The organism is Protofrankia sp. Cj5 (assembly GCF_917627405.1).
Classification (GTDB): Bacteria; Actinomycetota; Actinomycetes; order Frankiales; family Frankiaceae; genus Protofrankia.
Genome location: NZ_CAKJTO010000003.1, coordinates 12,881 through 33,740, shown reverse-complemented (window position 1 = coordinate 33,740; position 20,860 = coordinate 12,881). Strand labels below are relative to the sequence as shown.

Sequence of the window (20,860 nt, the reverse complement as noted above, 5' to 3'; positions counted from 1 at the left end):
GGAATTCTCCACGCTTCCGTCCACCAGATCGAGGGGGCACTTCGCACGTGCGATGACAGCAGACTCCAGACGCTCGTACGCCGAACTTCGGTCGACGAGCCCGCGTGATATTTTTGTTGGTCAGGCTACTGCCCGGCCACAGCGCTGTCGACATCCGCCCGTTCCGTGGGCGTCCGGCCCACCGGTACGGACACGGCAGCCGGCTTCTTTCGTACCGGAAACCACCAGTTCCAGTCGCCGAGCAGCTTCATCATCGCGGGGACCACGATGAGGCGGACAATGGTCGCGTCGACCAGGATAGCAGTGGCGAGGCCGACACCGAGCTCCCTGGGCGCGGTGCCCCCGGCAAAGGCGAACGAACCGAAAACAGTGACCATGATAAGCGCGGCAACAGTGATCGTCCGGGCGCTGGCGGCCAACCCGTGGCCAACGGCGCTGGCATTGTCCGCTCCCGCGAGATACCGTTCACGGATACGAGTGAGGAGAAACACCTCATAGTCCATCGACAGGCCGAAAACAATGGCAAGAAGCAGGACGGGCACGATCGAGTCGATGTAGCCGGGTGCGGAGAAGCCGGTCCAGCCCAGCCAGCCCCACTGAAAGATCACAACAAGGACGCCGTAGGCCGCGCCAACCGAGAGAATATTCATCACGACCGCCTTGAGCGGCAGCAGCACACTGCGGAACAAGACGATCAGGATGAGATAGGAGAAAACCAGAATAAAGACAATAATTTTCCAGAGGTCCCCGAAGATGGCCCGGTCCATGGCGGCTTCGAACGAGGTCGTACCAGCGATATCGGCGTCCCGGCCGCTGATGGCACGCACCGTGCCGAGCAGCGCACGGGCCTGGTCGGACTCGGGATCGGCGGCGGGGACCACTTCGACGAGATAGTTCCCGGCGAAAGCCATCGGCGGCGTCACGGCGGTGACCCCGTCCAATGCGCGGACGTCGGCGGCGATCCGGTCAGCCGCGGCCTCGCTTGAAACAACGAGTTCCATCGTTCCCAGCGCACCCGGGCCAGCCAGCTCCGCAAGCCGCTCCGTGGCCAGCCGGACCTCCGCGCCAGGAGGAAGCTGCTCGAGCGCTCCGTTACGGGTGTGGATACCCAGCAATGGGCTTGCCGCGATGAGCAGGACCGCGGCTCCGGCGCTGAGGAAGGCGACGGGCCGACGCATAATCGTATTGGTCCAGCCGGCCCAGAAGCGACCAGCGCCATCCGCCATCCGATGCGCCGCTGGCCGGTGTGCTCCTGGCCGCCGCACCGGGCTCCTGCCGACCCGCCGTGGCGGTATCCGGATCCGCGGCCGTTCAATCCAGGGCCCAGCCAGGGTGAGCAGCGCGGGCAGCAGCGTGGTCGTGGCAAGCAGCGCGGCAGCGACAACAATGATCGCCCCAACCGCCATGGAACGGATCGCGTTCACGTTGACGAGCAAAAGGCTGAGCAGCGAGACGATAACGGTCGCACCGGAGTACACGACCGCCGTGCCCGCACTCGCGAACGCGCCGCGCAGTGCCTCGCCGCGTTCGGCGCCCTCGCGGAGCCGGCCACGGTAGCTGGCAACCACGAACAGGGAGTAGTCGACAGCGACCCCGATCCCCAGCATCGACGCGATGTTGGTCACGTAGACCGAGATCTCGAACGCACCGGCGAGAAGGTAGATCACGGCACCGGTCACGGCAACGGCGACCAGGCCCAGCGCTATCGGGGTCAAGGCGGCCACCAGCGTGCCGAACGCGGCAAAAAGGATGAGCAAAACGAGCGGGAAACTCACCGTCTCCGCCCTTACCGCCTGTTTTTTGGAGATTTCCTGGAAGTTCGACCACATTGCGGCCTCGCCAACCACGCGCGTCGACACACCCGCACGATCGGAAACCAGCGCCCGGCGCAGGCCCGCCGCGAAGTCAAAGATTCTTTTCTGGTCGACGGCACGCATGGGGACAAGTGCGGCACGTCCATCGTCAAAACGCTGGACGGGACCGCCGGAAAGCAGCCCAGGATAGCGGCTGAGCTCAACGCCGACCGCCGCCAGCCTGGCGTCGACAGCAGCGCCGCTCGGGCCCTGGACAAATACGGCAAGCGATTCACCCGCTCGGCCGGGGAGTTCCTTCAGTTTTTCTCTTGCCAGCGCCGCCGAACTACCGGGCACGTCCCAGCCGCTACCGGAAAGGCGACCGGTCTGCATCGCGGCGAACGGGACGGCGACAAGGAAGAGCACGAGCCAGGCCCCGGCGAACAGCAGCCGGCGGCGTGCGACGAAACCGGCAAACCCACCGATCATTCTTTCAACACGCCCAGACCGGCCGTCCCCCACAATTCCCCCGTCCAGTCGCCTGGCGCCGCATATCACGATCGATGCGCCTGGCACGACAAGAAAACAAATGTCCGGCTTGCGGTGCTCCCCTGGGCGCTGTTTAGAGCGACCGGCAATAGGGGCGCGGCGTCGCGGGGCTGGAGCACGCACCTCGCCGCGTTGTCGTCGGTCGACACCCAACGCCAGGGTGGCTCCCTCCGCCGCCTCGCGATGCACGCACCCCAGTCCCGCTCCTTGATCCACACCCCTATTGTCGGGCGCTCTTATTCCGCGTTCTGTGTTCAGGCGAGTCTGCCACCGTAGGCTACGGTCCCGCCGCACCCCCGGCCGGCGTTTCGCCGCCGGCATGTCCACCCGCCAGGGTCCCGCCCGGCCTCTTTTCTCAGAGCGTGTTTGAGATCGTCATTCCGGCTCGCCCCGGCCATCCCCAGCGGTTCCCAGACCTCGTTGTCGCAGTCGCGTCCTGACGGTGGGGGCGCCGGCAGGAACACCGCCCGGTAACCGGCGGGCACGGCGTACGCCGCGTCCGGCGAGGGCGTCGTCGGTGTCGGGCGCCGCGACCACGGCAAAAGCCGTGATTGGGCGTCCTTCGCCATCGTGTTACGGCGTGTTTCGGAAAGCGTCGTTCGACCAGGGAGCCGGACAGCCGGCTTTCGAGAAGTACGCCCTAAAAGCCCAGGCCACCGGCACCGGCACCGGGGCTATGCCCGGGACGGATACCCAACTCGTCGAGCCGCTCCCACAGTGACGCGAGCGCGGCGACCGGATCACGAAAATACGCCGAACCCCGGACCCGCCAGAACTTCCAGCCCTGCCGTTCGAGTACCCGCTGGCGCCGCAGGTCGGTCTCCCACTGCTCCGGACCGTGGAAGCGGTCGCCGTCACACTCGACCGCGAGCCGGTCATGGGCTCCCTCCACCACCAGGTCGATGCGAAAATGACCAACGTGATGCTGTGGGGACACCTGGTAGTCACGGCGCAGGAGTTCCCGCAGCACGGCGCGCTCGAAGTCGCTCTCGCACCGTTCCGCGAGAGCTGCGGTTCGCGCCTGCGGTGTGTTGACTCCATATGCGTAGGCGAGCAGCTGCCCACGAACATCGTCGGGATGCAGCACAGCGTGATCGACGGTGTGGAAAACCCACAACTGGTCGCGGGCGCGGCTCGCCGCGACGTTGATGCGCTGCTGGTCGGCCTTGCGGGTCGCGGCGGAGCGGTTGTCGTCGGCGACGACCGAGAGGAAGACGACATCCCGCTCGTCGCCCTGGAAGTTGTACGGGTCGCCGACCCGGATCCGCCGACGCTCGTACTCCTCGGCACCGAGTTTGCCCACCAGCGTCTGCTCGATCAGGCGCCCCTGCCCGCTGCCCAGCAGGGTGACGACCCCGAAGGTCATCCCGTCGTACGCGGGATCGTCATGGCAGTCGAGGACCTGCTGGACGAGCGCGAGCGCCTCGGGTTCGTTGACGTCACCGTACTGGCCGCGGGTGCGGGCTCCGGCCACCACCCGGACCGGCCGGACCGCGGGACCGATGCCGCGATCGACAGCCTCCCGCAGCGGCAGGATCTTGCCGTCGTAGAACCGGTTGGAGAACTCGATGATGTCCGGCACGCACCGGAAATGTTCACGCAAGAGCACCACTTCCCCGAACACGCGGGTCGCGGTGTCGTAGAGGCTGGCTTCCACATCGAGCAGGGACCGCTGCGGCATGCCGGCCAGGTGTGACTCGATCAGCTCGAAGACGCGGTCCCGGTCGACGCCCACCGCCATCGGACTGATCTGCTTGTCGTCGCCCACGACGATAGCCTTGTGACCGAGCGCGAGGACCCCCAGGGACAACACGCCGCACTGGCTGGCCTCGTCGACGATGACAACGTCGAACAGCGCGGTGCGGCGAGGGTCGAAGCTCTGCAGCACCCGATGAATCGGCATGATCCAGATCGGGACGGCGCCCATCGCCGCCGGCAGCTCGGCCCGCGCGTCCGCCTCCCATTTACCGGCGAATCTGCCAGTGCCCTTTCCGATCCTCGCGAGGGCCTGGAGCCAGGCGATGAGCGCACGCCGTTGATCTTCAAGCAGGCTGCGCCGCACGCCGAGCCGGGCCCCGCGGGCGGCCAGCTCCAGGATGAGCCGGCGCACGTCGGCCGCGGTGGCGGCGATCTGGCGCTGCAACAGCGTGGCGTCGCCCCGGCCGAGCAGGCTCTCCAACCAGGTCTGGGCCTGCCGCCACTGCCAGAGCCGCGCAAGGCCCCGCGGCTGGCCGCAGACGGCGGTGTCTCCACCGGAGCTGATGACACGGCTGGCCCAGACCGGGGCGACAGCGGCGAGACGCCCGGCCAGCTCGTCACGGCGGGCTAGGACGGGCCGCAGCCCGGTGAGCCGGGCGATCTCCTCGCGGGCCGTCTGCCATGCGGCGAAGTCACGCCGGGCCAGCGCGTCGGACAGCGCGTCCCACAGCGGGCTCGCGTCCGGCCGCCGCCGCCCGGACGCGAGAGCCGCGCGGAGCTCGTCGAGCCGCGCTGTCTGAGCCCGTTCGTCGCCACGCTTCGCGGCAGCCGTGAGCACGGTGCCGATCTCGCGCAGCTCGGCGGCGGTCGGCCGCGCCGGGGTCCGCGGAAGCACCGCACGCAGCCGGACGACCAACGCGGGCATGGCCGTGGCCTCCCAGGCGATCGCGCCGCGCAGCAGGCCGACCGCTGTTTCAAGCGAGGGGAGGAAAGCCGGTGTGCTGGCGTCCAACGGCGGCGCGTTCAGCTGCTCGACCAGCTCGGCATACCGGCGGCCCGCCGTCGCCCTGGTGGCCCGCTCGCGGATCACCGCCCGGACGGCGTCGACCTCGGCTTCGGTCCGCAGCTCAAAGCCATCGACCCGGACGGCGCTGTGAAACGTCTTCAGCCCCTTGCCGCCGAGGCGTGGAATGCCCCGGCCCGCGGCGAAGCGGGACGCAAGATCGTCGAGGAAATCCTCCTGCGACCGGGGGTCACCAGCCGGGATGACGATCTCCCTGCCGGCCATCCGGCGCCGCGTGTCAACGAGTGTGCCAGCGCATTCGGCAAGCGCCTCGGCCTGCTCCGCCCAGAACCCGGCCAGCGCCGCGGACTGGGCGACCTGACCGCGGACGGTGACAAGCCATGGCGCATCCAGCTCGGCGATGCGAGCAACCGCCTGCTGGGCGTCACCGGCGAGGACCTCAAGCGCCGGTCCACCAAGAGCGTCAACGGCTGGCAGCACCACTCCCCGCTCTTCCAGCTCGGCGAGTTCGTCGCGGAGGAGGTCGAGGACACGGTGCCGCTCGCGGAGATCCCCGGTGGACGGGATCACTGTCAGGTCCGGCAGCAGGCTGTGGGCGGCAGCCGCGTCCGCCACGTTCACCATGCCCGCAAGGCGGACCAGATCGGTGAACTCGCCGAGCGTCAGCGGCGGCCGGCGGCCAGCGGCCAGCCTGTCTGGGATGCGGTCCCATTCCGCCTCGTGACGGGCCAGCCAGGCGCTCACCTGCGCGGCCTTGGCGGGCCCTTCGGGGAGCTCGAACTCGGCGGCCTCGTCGCGGAGCAGATCCACCAGGCGCAGCTCGAGGTTCCGCTCGCGAGCGCGGGCCGCGTCAAGATCGCGAGCGAGCGCCTCAAGCGCAAGGGCCTCGGCGTCCGGTTCGATGCTGGAGACCGCGTCCATGATGGTCTGGACGGAGGCACGGAGCTCACCGAGCGCGGCCTGGCTGGAGCCGAGCACCGCGATCGACAGGTCACGCAGCTCCGCGGGTATCTTGTCGCGAAGCACCCCAAGGGCCTGCTCGTTGTACGCGGTGACCAGCACCCGCTTACCGTGGGCAACCAGATGGCTGACAAGGTTCGCGATCGTGTGGCTCTTGCCCGTACCGGGCGGGCCCTGTACGGTGACGCCCCGGGACCGCGCGAGCCGGACGGCGATACGCTGCTGATCGTCATTCGCGGGTAACGGCATGAGCAGGCGTTGCCCGACCGCCGCCCAGCCGTCGTCGCCCATGCCCGCGCCGGAGCTGGCCGCCGCGCTGTGGCCGTCGTCCGCCATGATCGAGGCAAACGCCTCGGCGAGGAGGTCGCTCTCCGCGAGAACCTGGCGCAGCTCCGTGTAGAAACGGCGATACAGCGTCGGACGTGGCCGGACGAACAGGACCCACGTGTCGGCCAGCACCGCCGCCGCGGCCGGGGCGGGCACCTCGGGACCGGGCGCGACCCGCGCGTCAAGGCCGAGCGGCGCGACAATCTGCGCATACAGATCGGCCAGGCCGTCATCAGACCACGGATCCGGCGGGATCACCCGTACCCGCTCCCGCAATGCCGCCAGCTCCTCCACCGCCGCGAGCCCCAGCAGAGGGTCGGTCTCCAGCGCGGGCAGCCCGTCCGGCTGGACCGACAGAACCCCGGTGTCCGCGTCCATCTCGATGGTCACGGGGGTGAGGAGCAGCGGATGGTTGACGGCCTCCCCTGCCGGCAACCACGACAGCACGCCGTGGCCCCACACCAGCTCGTACCTGGCGTTGTCCCGCTGTAGCCGCAACCGCAGGTCGTACAGGTGTTGATAGAGCCTTCGAGCGGCCCGTGCCGGCATGGCCCGCTCCGCCCACGGCTGCCAGTGCTCGACGACCCACCGCGCCAGCTCAGCCCGGACCTCCTCCGGGTCCTCGCCCCGCTCGGCCGCGGACGTGTCGAAGTCGAGGGGCAGCAGCGGCGGCCCGGACAGGCTGACCGTCGCGGACGACACGTGACGAGCCAGCCGCTGCGTGAGCACCGGTGCGTCCGGCTCCACCGTCTTCGGGACCGCCAGCCACGCCGGCTGGCCCGGAGCGGGGCCCAGCAGCACACCGTGCCGCACCGGGATGTCGACCGGACGAATCAGCGGCGGCTCATACTCGCTCACGCGCCGCTTCGGCGCCGCCGACGACTCCGACAGAGCCGCCAGGTAGTCCAGCAGGTGCAGCGACCGTGCTTTGGCCTCGCCCTGACGCGTGCTCACGACATCCCCCGTGATCAGCTCTTTCCGTCAATCAATCTTCTGACAACAGAATGTTGTACCGGATGTGTCCGACAGTTCCGGACGACAGCTCATCCTGGCTCGTCACCACGAGCCGAGGCTGCCGCTGGCGGCTGGCCGTCCGCCGCGGCCAGCCGCGGACGCACCCGCTGCGCTGGGCGTGTCTGCTGGGCGGTTGTCGGGCACCGCTCCAGGGAACAAGCAATCGGGTGTGATCTCATCACTCGCCGTTGACGCACCAGGGGGTCCCTGCCGCCGCTCCCCTCGAGCCGCGCGCGGCCGGCAACCCGGAGATGTTCGACGATGAGGACCGTTCGGCGCGGCAGCACCGACCAGAAGGTCAGCGTCCGCAACAAAGCGACGGCGACCGGGCCGTCGCCGGACGATCCGCTGGCACCAGATCCGCTGGCACCGCTGCGAGACCGGCGTTACCTCGGGCTGCTGGCGCTTGCCGCGATCCTCGGAGCACCGGTCTCGGCCGTGGCGTATGGCTTCCTCAAACTGGTCGCCGACATGCAGGGATGGATCTTCACGGACCTTCCCACCGCCCTGGGCTTTCATGAGGAGCCGCTGTGGTGGCCGCTGCCTGTGCTCGCCCTCGCGGGCATCCTGGTCGCGCTTACCATCCGATATCTGCCCGGGCGAGGCGGTGTGTCACCAGCTGACGGTTTCACCGTGCATGGCGCGCCCGCACCGGCCGAGCTCCCGGGTATCGTGATCACAGCGCTCGCGACCTTGGGCTTCGGCGTGGTACTCGGGCCCGAAGGGCCACTGATCGCAATCGGCGGCGGCCTCGCACTGTGTGCCGTACGCCTGGCCAGGCGCGACCCGCCCGCGCAGGTCGGCGCGGTGGTGGCCGCGGCTGGCGGGTTCGCCGCGATCAGCACCCTGTTGGGTTCGCCCCTCATCGCCGCGTTCCTCCTGATGGAGGCGGTTGGGCTGGCCGGGGCGGCCCTCGAGCTGGTGCTGCTGCCCGGCCTGGTGGCCGCCGGGGTCGGCAGTCTGATCTTCATCGGTCTGAACTCCTGGACCGGCTTCGGAACCTTGTCACTGGCGATTCCCAACCTCCCCCCGGTGGGGCAGCCGACCGTGGCCGAGTTCGGGTGGGCGCTGGTCATCGGTCTTGCCGCGGCACTGGTCGGATCGGCGATCCGGCCACTGGCCCGGCTGCTGCGTTCCCCGGTCGAACGGCATGCGCTGGTGGCCACGCCGCTGGTCGGCCTGGCCATCGCGGGTCTCGCGATCGCGTACGCCGAGGGCAGCGGCAAGGACACGTCCGAGGTGCTGTTCTCCGGCCAGGACGCGCTGGGCCCGCTCATCGTCAACGGCAGCGGCTACTCGCTGGGAGCGCTCCTGCTGCTGCTCGCCTGCAAGGGACTCGCCTACAGCGCGTCGATGAGCAGCTTCCGGGGTGGGCCCATCTTCCCGGCGATGTTCCTGGGAGCCGTAGGCGGGATCGCCATGTCCCACCTGCCCGGCCTGCCCCTCGTCGCCGGGGCGGCGATGGGCATCGGGGCGATGAGCGCGGTGCTGCTCACACTGCCGATGACCTCGGTGCTGCTGGCCACCCTGCTGCTGCTGAAGGACGGTCTCACGGTCATGCCCCTGGTGATCGTGGCCGTGGTGGTGGCGTACGTGACCGCTGTCAGGCTCACTCCGCCACCGGCCAGGTGAGTCCGGTGCGGCCCGGCCATCGAGGAAAAAATCAGTTATCTTATCTATCACTTCAGGTACAAGATGGGCGGTACGACCCGAGCATCGGAGGCGCTCATGGCATCGGAGTTCGGCGGACGGGTCGCCCTGGTGACGGCCGCGGCCGGGAAGGGCATCGGCCAGGCGACGGCCAGGCGGCTAGCCGCCGGTGGTGCCCGGGTCGTCGTCACCGACATCCACGAACGGCGGACCCACGCGGTCACCGCCGCGATCGCCGCCGACCACCCGGGCACCACCGTGGTCGGGTATCCGATGGACGCCGGTGACCGCGACCAGATCGACACAGTCGTCGCCGAGGTGGCGGGCACCCTCGGCCCGGTGCAGATCCTGGTCAACAACGCCGCCGTGAACGTACTCGGCAGCATTTTCGACTACGACCCGGCCGCCTGGGACCACGTCCTGCGGGTGAACCTGACGGGCGCCTGGTACCTGTGCCGGGTGACCATGCCGGCGATGCGCGACGCCGGTGGCGGTGTCATCGTCAACATCGGCAGCTATGCCCCGGACGTCGGCGGCAACGGCATCGAGTCGCCGTACGCGATCACCAAGGGCGGCCTCAACGTGCTCACCCGCAGTTGTGCGCACGAGGGCGGCCCGCACGGCATCCGCGCGGTGTCGGTCTCGATGGGCCTGGTACGGGGAACCAAGTTCGTCGACGACCATCCCGAGCTGAAGGACATTCCCGGTGCTCTCGGGGTGCTCGCGGACCTCACGACCGCGGACGAGATCGCCGAGATGGTGGCCTTCGTCGCCTCCGACCGCGCCCGCCACCTCACCGGCGAGATCATCAACGTGTCCGGCGGCGCCTACATGCGCACCTGACCCAGCGTGGCCTCGACAGGTCGGCGCACCGTCCATGATCGGTGCATGCGTGTCGTTGTGTGCGGTTTTCGGCCGGATCGGCGTGCCCAACGACAACCAATCGCTGACCTTTCCGGGCACAGAGCGGGATACAGCCGGGCGACCTAGCGCAGGACGCAGCGGCCGCCGTCGACCATGAGAGTCGCCCCGGTCACGTAGCTCATCCCGGGGCCAGCCAGGGCGACGACGGCGCCGCCGATGTCGTGCTCGCAGTCGCCCATCCGGCCGAGGGGCACCTTCCTGAGCACGGCCTCGAAACGCTTCGGCGCCGCGTCGCGGAAGGCGGTGGCGGCAGGTGAGTCCCCGAACGGGCAGATCACGTTGACGGTGATGCCATACTGGCCCCACTCACGCGCCGCCACCTTCGTCAGGCCGCGGATCGCCTCCTTGGCCATCACGTACGAGGCGAAACCAGGATCGCCCTCGACGCCGGTCGACGACGCGAGGTTGATGATCCGCCCACCGTGCGCGGACAGGTGGGGAAAACAGGCCCGCATCGCGTGGAAGGTACCCAGGGTCCCGCTGCTGTAGCAGACCGCCAGGTCCTCGGGTGTCGTCTCCCCCAGCGGCTTGGGCGGGACAACGGTCTGCGCGTTGTTGACCAGAATGTCGACGGTGCCGTATGCCTCGACGGCCGCGGCCACCAGCGCCTCGACCTGCCCCTGGTCGGCCACGTCGCAGCCGGCTGCCAGCGCCCGGCCGCCAGCCTCGATGATCTCGGCGGCGGTGCGCTCGACCTTCGTCAGTGTCCGCCCGCCGACCGCGACAGCCGCGCCCTCCTTGGCCAGCGCGTGCGCGATACCGCGCCCGACGCCCTGGCCCGCGCCGGTCACGATCGCGACCTTGCCCACCAGCAAACCAGCGAGCTGGCCGTCCACCCGGGCCATCCGACCTCCATCGAGAACGCCCGCGCCGAGGCCTTCGCGGCCACGGCTGGCAGAGCACCTGTGTCACGGGATAGCACAAAACATATAGATGATTTAGAGCGCCCGGCGCCATCGGCCTGACCTGACCCGACCAGGCCCGGCCGGGTGCCCGGTGCCCGGCGCCCACGCCAGGCCGGCCTGGCGCTTCGGGACCGATTCATCTATAAAATCATACTGATATGATGATTACGGACCGTCCGACCGAGGCGGCCAACGGATCGCACCGAGGACCGTGACGTCCTGCTGAAGGGGATTACGCCGATGACGCCGCAGACAGCGGAGGCCTCCTCCCTCAAGACGGTCGACGAGGCCATCGACCGTCTGCTCGCCGAGCACCCGCCCGCGTCCACGCCACCAGCGGAGTTCCTGGGCGCGCAGTACGACGCGGGCCTGGCCTGGGTCTCCTTCCCGGTCGGCCGCGGCGGCCTCGACCTGGGCGTCGGGCTACAGAAGCACATCACCGGGCGGCTCACCGCCGCTGGCGCCCCCAGCGGTTTCTTCCGCAACCCGCTGGGATACGGGATGGGCGGGCCGACGGTCCTGGCGCACGGCACCGACGAGCAACAACAGCGCTACCTGCGTCCACTGTTCACCGGCGAAGAGGTGTGGTGCCAGCTGTTCAGTGAGCCCAACGCGGGCTCGGATCTGGCGTCGCTGGCCACCGTCGCCGTCCGCGACGGCGACGAATGGGTGATCAACGGGCAGAAGGTGTGGACATCCTGGGGCCACGTCGCCCGATGGGGGATGCTCCTCGTCCGTACCGACCCGTCAGTCGTCAAGCACCGCGGCCTGACCTTCTTCCTGTGCGACATGACAGCCCCGGGCGTCGAAATCCGGCCGTTGCGGCAGCTGACTGGCGACGCCGAGTTCAACGAGGTCTACCTCACCGACGTCCGGCTGCCGGACGCGCAGCGCATCGGCGGGGTCGGGCAGGGCTGGGGGGTGGCGCTGACCACGCTCAACAACGAGCGCTACATGCTCAGCGACGGGCTCTCCGCGCGGCCCGCGGTCGACGCGGCGATCGGGCTGTGGCGGGAGCGTGCGGACACCTCCTCGGCGCAGGCGCGGGTGCTGCGCGACCGGCTGCTCGACCTGTGGATACAGGTCGAGGTCACCCGGCTCACCGTCCTGCGCGCCGACACCGACCGCGAGCGCGGCGGGACGGGCCCGCAGGGCTCCGTCGCGAAGCTCGCCACAACACAGCTGAACAAGCGGGCGACAGAGCTGTGCGTCGACCTGCTCGGCGCGGCCGGCATGCTCTACGACTCGTACGACACTCGTGAGTTCGACATTCAGGACGCCGCCGAGCAGGGCGGCCCGGTCCGTGCCTTCCTGCGGGCCCGTGCCAACACGATCGAGGGTGGCACGTCGGAAATCCTGCGGACCACCCTCGGCGAGCGGGTATTGGGGCTGCCCGGGGACATCCGAGTCGACAAGAACCTGCCCTGGACCGCGGTCCGCCGCTCCTGACCGGGCGAAACAGCGACCAGCCGGCACAATCGACACACATACCGGCCGCCATGCCCCCACTATCGAAACGTCGATATCCGATGTCGACGTTTCGATACTGGCCGTTCGACATCAACCTTTTAGAGCGTGTTTGAGATCGGGCTTTCGATCAGTGAGCCGCGTCCAGGCGCCCCCTGGCAAGGCGGAAGGCCGAAGCGATACCGGATGAGTTGTATCGGTTTGGCCGACAACGCGGCCAGGGGCACTTGGGCGCGGTGAGCCGGAATGACGATCTCAAACACGCTCTTAGAGCGCTCCGGCAACAGGGGACGCGGCGTCGCGGGGTTGGGGCACGCTCGCATCATCGCTCCCCGTCCATCGCCGCGCGATGCACGGGTACCCCGGCTCGTCAGTCGCCACCCAGCACCTCCGGTGGCTGTCTCCGCCGCCTCGCGATGCACGCACCCCAGCCCCGCTCCTTGACCCGCACCCCTATTGCCGGGCGCTCTTACCCGCGGTGTACACGGCCGCGTACGAAACGAGCTTGCGGATGCTGATGGCGATCCAGGAGTTGCCGACGACATCGCGGGCGAAGCTGTCCCGATCAGCACGGTGCGGGCGGCCCAGATAGCTGCTCAGCCCCAGGTTGTTCACCAGGTAATCGATCCGGCCGAACTATCGACCCGGCCGAACTTCCGCGTGGCCGCGGCGACCAGGGCCGCGGCCGAATCCGGCTCGGCCGCGGCCGCGATGGCGGCGGCCACGCTCACCCCGGCGGCGGCGAACTACGCCCGGGTATTCTATAGATCATTTTCATGACGGGCGTTGAGGACGACGCTGGCGCCCTCCGTCACCAACCGCCAGGCGATCGCCCGCCCGATCCCCCGAGACGACCCGGTGACGATGGCCACACACCCGCTGAAACGTCCGTTCACAACCAGCCCCTGGTATGCGCGGAGTTCCATGACAACATCCGCTTGACAGACGTGACGTAAAATAATAACACTAATTTAAAAATTAGTGAGGCTTTCGAGAGCGGTCAACCGGCACTGGAGGGCGCTTCCTCCGACGGGACACGGCGACCCGGAGACCTGCAGACCTGGGCCACCGGCGGCGCGCGATGGCACGATCGCGCCACCGCTGGCCCCTGGCGGGAACTAAGGAGTGGGCATGGACAAGATCTGGGCGAACTCGGGAGATTCGCACCTGTTGGAGCCGGTCGACCTGTGGACGTCAAGGCTGCCGGCGCACCTGGCGGACCGCGCTCCACGCACCGAACGGGGCGACCGGCACGAAACAATCTACGTCGACAACGTGGTCCAGCGACGGGCGCTCAACGACTTCATGGACTCGTTCCGTCCCCCGGGCGCCTACGACCTCAAGCTTCGCCTCCAGGACATGGATGCCGAGGGCATCTGGGGGCAGCTCGTATTCCCGTCGATGGGCCTGTGGACCGTCCTGATCACCGATCGGGAACTCGCCGCCGCCTCCGTGCGGGCGTACAACGACTGGTGCCGCGAAGAGATCATGGATGGCTCGCCTCGCATCGTCGGCGCCGCGCTCCTGTCGATGGCCTCCATCGAAGACGCCGTGGCCGAGATCGAGCGGGTCGCCGGGATGGGGTTCCAGTGCGTGTTCCTGCCCACCGTCGTCCCCGACGGGCAGGAGTACGCCCAGGAGCTGTGGGAGCCGGTCTGGACCGCGGCTGAGGAAGCAAACCTCCTGATCGCCTTCCACATCGGTACCGGCTCGGACGCCAAGGCGTTCCGCGGTCCTGGAGCGGCTGTCATCAACTACGTGGAAACGACCTTCCCCGGCATGCGGGTCGTCACCCACCTGGTCGGCGCGGGCGTGCTCGACCGTCACCCGCGCCTGCGGATCATGATTGCCGAAGGTGGGGCGTCATGGGTGCCGGCGCTCGCCGACCGGATGGACGAGGGCTACCGCCAGCACGGCAACTGGGCGCTGCCCAAGCTGTCGGTGCTGCCGAGCGAGCTGATCTACCGGCAGGTCTACACGTCCTTCCAGCACGATGTGAGCGCTGTTCCCGCGGTCACCGCCATGGGTTACCGCAACGTCATGTGGGGTGACGACTACCCCCACCTCGAGGGTACCTACGGCCACACCCAGCAGACGCTGCACGACCTGTTCCAGGATGTCCCGGACGAGGTACGCCACACCATCACCCTGGACACCTTCCGCACGCTGTTCACCGTGCCGGACCGGGTCGAGGCCTGAGGCCTGAGGCCTTCCGGACCTCGGCACAGGCGGCCTGACCACAGGACATGGCCAGGCCGCCTGCCCAGGCCACGGCCACGGCAACGGCAACGGCAACGTGGAGAAGCCCCGGACGCAACCGCCTCCGGGGCTTCTCCACGTTCAACGCCGGCCCGCGCCAGCCCGCGACCGCGGGGTCAGGCGTGCGCCTGGGCCAACGGCGCGCCGGACAGATAGGACTGCGCGATGTCGTCCAAGCGGCCGCGCAGGTCCTGCGCGGTACCGCTGAGCGCGATCCGGCCGCGGCTCATCACATAGGCCCGGTCGGCGAACTCAAGAGCCTTCGCGATGTGCTGCTCGACGAGGAGCACGCCCACACCGCCGTCCGCGGCCTGCCGGACCGCACGCAGCAGCCGTGTGACAACCAGCGGTGCCAGCCCGAGCGAGAGCTCGTCGGCCAACAGCAGGCTCGGGCCACGGCCCAGCGCTCGGGCCAGGGCCAGCATCTGCTGCTGGCCACCGGAGAGCAGCCCGACCCGCCGTCCGCGGAACTCGGCAAGCTCCGGGAACACGTTGAACGCGAGCGCCAGGTCACTCCCGCTGACCCGCAGGTTCTCCTCGACGGTCAGGCTCATGAACACCGACCGCTCCTCGGTGACCAGGCCAAGGCCCGCCCGTGCGCGCCGGTGCAGCGGGGCCTTGGTGACCTGGCCGTTCACCCGGACCTCCCCGCCGAGAACAGGCAGCTCACCACACAGCGTGAGCAGTGTGGTGGTCTTGCCCGCGCCGTTCGGGCCGAGCAGCGCGACAACCTCGCCCGGCTCCACGTGTATGTCGAGGTCGCGCACGACCGCGAGCGAACCGTAGCCGGCCGACAGTCCTATCGTTTCGATCAACGCTGGCATCGTGTGCTCCTCAGCCGACCCTCGGGGCGGCACGATCATCAAACTCTCGCGTCATACTTTTTCGGACTGAATCAGCTTCTTGGCGGCATGCGGTTTCGGTGACCCGGCCCGCTCACCGGGCCTGCGGGAGTCAGCCGGGGCCGCGTCGGCCGGCTCCCCGGCCGGCTCCCCGGTCGGCTCGGCGGTCGGCTCGGCGGTCGGCTCGGCGGTCAACTCACCAGCCGGCTCGGCAGTGGAGCCGGCGGTGTCGCTGTCCTCCCCGAGATAGGCACGGATCACATCGGGATTGGTCCGGATCTCCTCAGGTGCCCCTTCGGCGATCTTCCGACCGAAGTCGAGCACCGCGATGCGGTCGCAGATACCGAGGACCAGCGGAATGTCATGCTCGATCAGCAGAACGGCGGTGTTGCGCCGCTCGGCGATCCCCCGGATGACCGTCCCGATCTCGGCGCTCTCATGGGAGTCCAGACCGGCGGCCGGCTCGTCGAGGAACAGCACGTTCGGATCAGCGAGCAGCGCCCGGGCCACGCCGACGAGCCGCGCCCGGCCATGCGGAAGCTCAGCGGGCTTGCTGTCCAGCAGATCCGTCAGCCCGAACTCCTCGATGATCTCTTCCATGGTGACGGACGGACGCTGCCGCCCAGGACGGATCATGTCGGTGAAGTAGTACCCCGGCGCCTGGGTGTCCGCGGCGGCGAGCAGATTCTCCCGGACCGTCATGTCCGGGAACAGCTCGACCGCCTGGAAGGACCGGGCCAGCCCGGCCCGTGCCCGCCGTACCGGCGACCATCCGGCGATGGGCTTCCCGTCGAGCAGCACCTCACCCGACGTCGGCTTGGTGAAGCCGGTGACGATGTCCAGCAAGGTCGTCTTGCCCGCGCCGTTGGGGCCGATCAGCCCCAGCACCTTGCCCGGCTCAACGCGCAGGTTGACGTCGCTGAGCGCCTGCACCCCACCGAAACGGACGCTGAGATTACGCACCTCAAGAACCGCGGGCTCACGGCGACGGCTGGCGGCCGGACTGTCAGCGGCAGCGCCGTCGGCTCCGTCGGCTCCGTCGGAAGCGGCGGTCGCGCCGGTCGCGGTGGTACCAGCGGGCGCCGCACCGTCCACAGCCGGCGCTGGTGCCGATCCGCCGCCGCGCAGCCGTGCGACAAGTGCCTGATAACCATCGGAGTTGAGTTTGGCGATCCCGTCCGGGGCCTGGAAAAGTGTCAGGATGACGCCACCACCGGCGATGAGGGGCAGCCAGCCGCTGATGTCACCGAGCGAATCAACGATCTTCGCCGTGACACCGCCCGCAATCATGGTGGCGCCGGCCAGGCTGCCCGACGCCCAGCCAATACCGCCAATCACCGCATACATGACGACGTTGATGGACCCGAACACGTCGAACTGAGTGAAGACCACGGTCGGGCTGCGGAACCCGGTGAGGATCCCGCCGATCGCGCCGATCGCGGCGGCCAGGCCGAAAGCGTAGAGCTTGGCCCCGTAGACCCCGATGCCGATCGACGCGGCAGCCCGCTCATTGCTGCGGATCGCCAGCAGCCGCCGACCGGTGCGGCCACGCCGCACATTGGCCACGAGGAGACCGAGCAACACCAACATGATCAGGACAAGAGTCGCGTAGCGCCGAGGGTAGGTGATCGGGTCGAGGTCGACACCGAACAGGGACGGCGTCCCGACATTGGTCCCGTCAAGCCCGCCGGTAAGCTCACCGTTACCCAAGATCATATTCTGGATCACCAGTGCCAGGCCGAGCGTGGCGACCGCGAGGTTAACCCCACGGGTACGCAGTGCGGGCAGCGCCACAATGAGACCGGCCGGTATCGCGGCAAGAACACCGACGAGTGCCGCCAGCCAGAATGGCCACCCCGACGCGGCGACCAGCCGGGCCGCGACCCAGGCACCGAAGCCGGCCAACGCCCACTGACTGAGCGAGAGCTGTCCAGCGTAACCGGTGACGACGACGACGGACAGCACGAGCACCGCCGCGATGAAGGTCGTGGCGAGCGAGTCGACCCAGTCGGTAGGCACTGTCCAGACGAGCAACGCACCCGCGGCGATCGCCGGAATGAGCAGCGGCAGGTTCACCCGTCCTGGACCGGGCAACGGCAACCGCACGGGAAGGTCACCGCGGGCGGGCCGGGCACGTCCACCGAGAGTGAGAATGACGATAATCAACAGGAACGGTACGGAATCCGCGAGCCCGGTGACGTCGGCGAGGTAGCGTCCGACCTCCGCCTGCACGACACCGAGCAGCATGGCGCCGCCGATCGTGAGCAGGAAGGACGAGAAGCCTCCGACCAGCGCCGCCGCGAGCGCGGGAACGACAAGCAGGGTGAGTGCACCCGCGGACAGTCCGGTGATGGGCGCGAGGAAGATCGCGGCGGTGGCGTACAGCGCGCCGCCGACGCTCCAGTTCACCAGCTCAATCATGGATGTCGACCATCCGGAGGCCGCTGCCGTGCGCCGGTTCTCCGCCACCGCCGTGGTCGCGAGACCGAACCGGGTCCGGGAATAGATCAACCACAGGACGGCCGCGAGCACGATCAGAAGACCGATGAGGACGATACGGTCCTTACCGATGACCAACGAGCCGGTCACGTGGACCGCCTTGGTCGGCAGGATCGACTTCACCAGCTCCTGCGCGGACCCCCAGACAAGCACCACCACGCCCTCGAGGAACAGCAGGACTCCGAGCGTGGCGATGAGCTTGACCAACGCGGAGGCCCGGCGCAGCGGGACCATGACCAACAGGTGGGTGGCACCACCCAGCGCCGCCCCGAACGCGATACTCAGCACCAGCGCGGCGATCCAGTTCACATGATGGGTGTCGCGCAGGTCATAGAAGACGAAGGCGGCGAAACCGCCCGTCACGCCGCTGGCGAAGTTCAGTACTCCGGAGGCTCGGAAGACCAGCACGATCCCGAGCGCGGCCAGCGCGTACAAGCTGCCCGTGCCAAGACCCAGCAGGGCAAAGCGGAGGAAATCCACGTCGGAAAGCCTTTCTGCCGAGAACGCGGGTATGCCGGCGCACCCGGCCGCGGGAGGAACCGCGGCCGGGTGCCGAAACAGCCGCGGTTAGGAGCTGCCGAGGACGTTGAATGCCTGGTTGTCGAACAGTGGTGTACGGGTACCGTTTTTGACCTCGGAGAAGTACACACTGGTGGTGAAAATCCGGTTACCGTCGAACAGAACCTTGATCGGCTTGGCGAAGTCCACCTTGGGCAGCGGCGAGAAGTCGATCTCTCCGGCGGTGTTCAGAGCATTAGCCAGGCTCTCCCCGTCGATCGTGGTCAGCTTCGCCGCGTACTGGGCCACCAAGTGGACGGTCGCCCACGCGGTCATGGCACCTTCGCTGCGGGTGTCAGCGGCAACACCGGCGGCATCCAGCTCGGAGTTGAACTGCTTGATCGCGGGAATGGTGGTATCGCTGGCCGGTGGCATCGAACCAACCAGCACCAGCCCGTCCGCGGCCGATCCAAGCGTTTTGATCATTTTATCCTCGATGACCGTAGCGCCGTAGGCGGTCGTGACCTTGGAGCCCGCCTGCGAGAGCGCCTGCAACAGCTTGGACGCCTGGCTCGAGCCCAGCACCATGTCGATGCAGTCGGTGGTGCCGCTGGTCAACGTGGCCGCGCTGGTCGTCAGGTCGGTGGCAGTCGGCGCGATCGGCACAGTCTTGTTGATGTTCAGGTTGAACGACTTGAGGCCGATGCCGAAGAAGGAAGCCGAGTTGCGTCCAGCCGCGATGTCGACGACCGCGACGGCCGGATCCTTCTTACCCAGCTTGCCACAGGCCGTCCCGCCACCGGCGATGTTGACCGCGCCGCTGCCGAACGGGAAGGAGTACGGGCTCTTGAGCTCACTGGCGCTGCTCGGTACTTCACCGATCGCCGGGATCTTCGCCTTCTCCAGGATCGGCATGTACCGGTCGCCGGTGCTGGAGTTGGCCGTCACGAACAGGTACTTGCCCTGAACGGCCTGGGTCGCACAATCAGCGCCCTTGTTCGGGTCGAACTGGTCATCGCAGGCGGTGACCTCCAGCGGCCGGCCCTTGATACCGCCGGCCTTGTTGATTGCTTGAGCCGCGGCCTTCACCGCCGCGGGGACTCCCGGGTAGCTGTCGGACGGGCCTGACAGCGCCTGGATCGTCATGATCTTTATGGGTTCGCCGGAAAGCTTGGTCGCCGACCCCGACGCGGCACTCCCGTCATTCGACGAAGAACTACCGCATGCGGCCAGCGCGAGGGCACCGGCAAGCGCTACGGCGAAGGGTGCCTTCGAGCGGACTTTCATGATCCTCCTTGAGAAGGGTAACTGAATCACCGAACGCAACAGTATGAATCGCTTAATCGGATAGACATTTCTACAGTGCGCGAAGTGTGACCTTTGACACCACACCCGTCAAGTCCCAGACTCACCGCATGCCCGGAAATCCACGAATATGACTCTTGGTGTCAGTACCAGCACAATCTGGTCCACCTGCGCGGTCAGCGGAGCCGGCTCGGCAAGGGCCTAACCGCGCGCGATCGCCGAGGCCGCGGCCATGGTCTCCGCGCTCAGCTCCCACTCGGCGGCGGCGACGTTGGTGCGGAGCTGCGCCGGCGAGGTCACGCCAGCGATCACCGATGCCACCGCGGGTTGCGCGATCAGCCAGGCGATCGAGAGTTCCAGGAGGGTGTGCCCGTCCTGGCCAGCCAGCCTCTCGAAGGCCTCAAGGCGGTCGTGTGTGCGCTCGGAGAGGATTTTCGCCGCCACCGCAGGGGCTACATGATCTCCGAGGCGGGTGCCCGCGGGGGGAGCCTGCCCCCGGCGATACTTGCCGGTGAGAACTCCGGAGGCGAGGGGGAAGAACGGAAGAAACGCCATGCCCTGGGCGGACGCTGCTGGCACGGTGTCGGAAAGCGCCTGCGGCCGCAACAGATTGAGCCGGTTCTGGACGCTGGCGAACGGCCTCAGACCATGATCGTTCACGGCGCGCGCCGCCTCGTCGATCTGGGCGGTGGCCATGTTCGCACACCCGATCTCCCGGGCCTTGCCCGCCTGAACGAGGCCCTCCAACGCACCGAGGGTCTCCTCGATCGGCACGGACGGGTCGGGGAAGTGCAGCTGGTAGAGGTCGATACGGTCGGTGCGCAGCCGCCGCAGGCTCGCCTCGACGGCCGTCGTGATCCAGCGGGGGCTCGCGCCGCCTTCGCCGGGCGCCGCGCCGTAGCGCGACCCGAACTTCGTCGCGATCACGACTTCGTCGCGGCGGGCGGCCAGCAGACGCCCGAGCAGCTCCTCGGACGCGCCGGCACCGTACTCGTCAGCCGTGTCGAAGAAGGTCACGCCGCTGTCGGCGGCGGCGGCGAGGATGGCCGCGGTCCTGGTCTCGTCGCAGGTGGTGCCGAGCTGGTTGCAGCCCAGCCCCACGACCGAGACCTCCAGGCTACCGATCCTTCGGGTACGCATTCCCGT

The 20,860-nt window shown here is 68.5% G+C and carries 13 protein-coding genes; 4 read left to right on the top strand and 9 right to left on the bottom strand.

Translation table 11 applies throughout. From position 1 onward, the window contains the following. Positions 1–125: 125 nt before the first annotated feature. Both MJ777_RS01590 and MJ777_RS01585 read right to left on the bottom strand, forming a co-directional pair. Positions 126–2,282 (bottom strand): MMPL family transporter, encoded by a 2,157-nt coding sequence (locus MJ777_RS01590; protein ID WP_239372607.1) that lies wholly within the window; start codon positions 2,280–2,282, stop codon positions 126–128. Between the two features lie 700 nt (positions 2,283–2,982). After that, positions 2,983–7,305 (bottom strand): AAA domain-containing protein, encoded by a 4,323-nt coding sequence (locus MJ777_RS01585; protein WP_239372605.1) that lies wholly within the window; start codon positions 7,303–7,305, stop codon positions 2,983–2,985. Positions 7,306–7,626: 321 nt separating this feature from the next. Here MJ777_RS01585 and MJ777_RS01580 point away from each other — a divergent pair, with 321 nt between their 5' ends. Both MJ777_RS01580 and MJ777_RS01575 read left to right on the top strand, forming a co-directional pair. Next, entirely contained in the window at positions 7,627–8,997 is a 1,371-nt protein-coding gene (locus MJ777_RS01580; RefSeq protein ID WP_239308326.1) for a chloride channel protein, read from the top strand. Positions 8,998–9,093: 96 nt separating this feature from the next. Beyond that, on the top strand, positions 9,094–9,858 hold the full coding sequence (locus MJ777_RS01575) for an SDR family NAD(P)-dependent oxidoreductase (protein WP_239308327.1): 765 nt from the start codon (positions 9,094–9,096) through the stop codon (positions 9,856–9,858). Between the two features lie 143 nt (positions 9,859–10,001). Here the strand turns inward: MJ777_RS01575 and MJ777_RS01570 are convergent, their stop codons facing one another. Then, positions 10,002–10,784 carry an SDR family NAD(P)-dependent oxidoreductase gene (locus tag MJ777_RS01570; RefSeq protein ID WP_239346464.1) on the bottom strand — a complete coding sequence of 261 codons (783 nt, stop codon included), beginning with the start codon at positions 10,782–10,784 and terminating at the stop codon, positions 10,002–10,004. A 291-nt stretch (positions 10,785–11,075) separates the two neighbouring features. On the opposite strand from MJ777_RS01570, the gene MJ777_RS01565 reads away from it, so the two are divergent. Further along, the gene (locus MJ777_RS01565; protein ID WP_370652621.1) at positions 11,076–12,293 is read left to right on the top strand and encodes an acyl-CoA dehydrogenase family protein; all 1,218 of its coding nucleotides are present in this window, start codon (positions 11,076–11,078) and stop codon (positions 12,291–12,293) included. A 471-nt stretch (positions 12,294–12,764) separates the two neighbouring features. Here MJ777_RS01565 and MJ777_RS01560 read toward each other — a convergent pair whose 3' ends face one another. Then, a complete protein-coding gene (locus MJ777_RS01560) occupies positions 12,765–12,926 on the bottom strand; it encodes a hypothetical protein (RefSeq protein ID WP_239372603.1) in 162 nt (53 codons plus the stop codon). A 146-nt stretch (positions 12,927–13,072) separates the two neighbouring features. Beyond that, positions 13,073–13,237 (bottom strand): SDR family NAD(P)-dependent oxidoreductase, encoded by a 165-nt coding sequence (locus MJ777_RS01555; RefSeq protein ID WP_239346467.1) that lies wholly within the window; start codon positions 13,235–13,237, stop codon positions 13,073–13,075. A 205-nt stretch (positions 13,238–13,442) separates the two neighbouring features. Between MJ777_RS01555 and MJ777_RS01550 the strand changes: the two genes are divergently transcribed. After that, on the top strand, positions 13,443–14,510 hold the full coding sequence (locus MJ777_RS01550; protein WP_239308331.1) for an amidohydrolase family protein: 1,068 nt from the start codon (positions 13,443–13,445) through the stop codon (positions 14,508–14,510). 176 nt (positions 14,511–14,686) lie between these two features. Here MJ777_RS01550 and MJ777_RS01545 read toward each other — a convergent pair whose 3' ends face one another. The 4 genes from MJ777_RS01545 to MJ777_RS01530 all read right to left on the bottom strand — a co-directional run bounded on the left by MJ777_RS01545 (position 14,687) and on the right by MJ777_RS01530 (position 20,854). Further along, complete coding sequence (locus tag MJ777_RS01545; RefSeq protein ID WP_239346469.1) at positions 14,687–15,394, bottom strand: ABC transporter ATP-binding protein; 708 nt, start codon at positions 15,392–15,394, stop codon at positions 14,687–14,689. 51 nt (positions 15,395–15,445) lie between these two features. Further along, on the bottom strand, positions 15,446–18,391 hold the full coding sequence (locus tag MJ777_RS01540; protein WP_239372601.1) for an ATP-binding cassette domain-containing protein: 2,946 nt from the start codon (positions 18,389–18,391) through the stop codon (positions 15,446–15,448). 87 nt (positions 18,392–18,478) lie between these two features. Continuing rightward, positions 18,479–19,696, bottom strand: coding sequence for an ABC transporter substrate-binding protein (locus MJ777_RS01535; protein ID WP_239308334.1), 1,218 nt, complete (start codon positions 19,694–19,696; stop codon positions 18,479–18,481). Between the two features lie 219 nt (positions 19,697–19,915). Next, the gene (locus MJ777_RS01530) at positions 19,916–20,854 is read right to left on the bottom strand and encodes an aldo/keto reductase (protein ID WP_239372591.1); all 939 of its coding nucleotides are present in this window, start codon (positions 20,852–20,854) and stop codon (positions 19,916–19,918) included. Positions 20,855–20,860 lie beyond the last annotated feature (6 nt).

Coding starts and splice junctions, on each gene's coding strand:
- MJ777_RS01590 (WP_239372607.1), bottom strand. CDS start 2,282: ATGATCGGTGGGTTTGCCGGTTTCGTCGCACGCCGCCGGCTGCTGTTC.
- MJ777_RS01580 (WP_239308326.1), top strand. CDS start 7,627: ATGAGGACCGTTCGGCGCGGCAGCACCGACCAGAAGGTCAGCGTCCGC.
- MJ777_RS01575 (WP_239308327.1), top strand. CDS start 9,094: ATGGCATCGGAGTTCGGCGGACGGGTCGCCCTGGTGACGGCCGCGGCC.
- MJ777_RS01570 (WP_239346464.1), bottom strand. CDS start 10,784: ATGGCCCGGGTGGACGGCCAGCTCGCTGGTTTGCTGGTGGGCAAGGTC.
- MJ777_RS01555 (WP_239346467.1), bottom strand. CDS start 13,237: ATGGAACTCCGCGCATACCAGGGGCTGGTTGTGAACGGACGTTTCAGC.
- MJ777_RS01550 (WP_239308331.1), top strand. CDS start 13,443: ATGGACAAGATCTGGGCGAACTCGGGAGATTCGCACCTGTTGGAGCCG.
- MJ777_RS01545 (WP_239346469.1), bottom strand. CDS start 15,394: ATGCCAGCGTTGATCGAAACGATAGGACTGTCGGCCGGCTACGGTTCG.
- MJ777_RS01535 (WP_239308334.1), bottom strand. CDS start 19,696: ATGAAAGTCCGCTCGAAGGCACCCTTCGCCGTAGCGCTTGCCGGTGCC.
- MJ777_RS01530 (WP_239372591.1), bottom strand. CDS start 20,854: ATGCGTACCCGAAGGATCGGTAGCCTGGAGGTCTCGGTCGTGGGGCTG.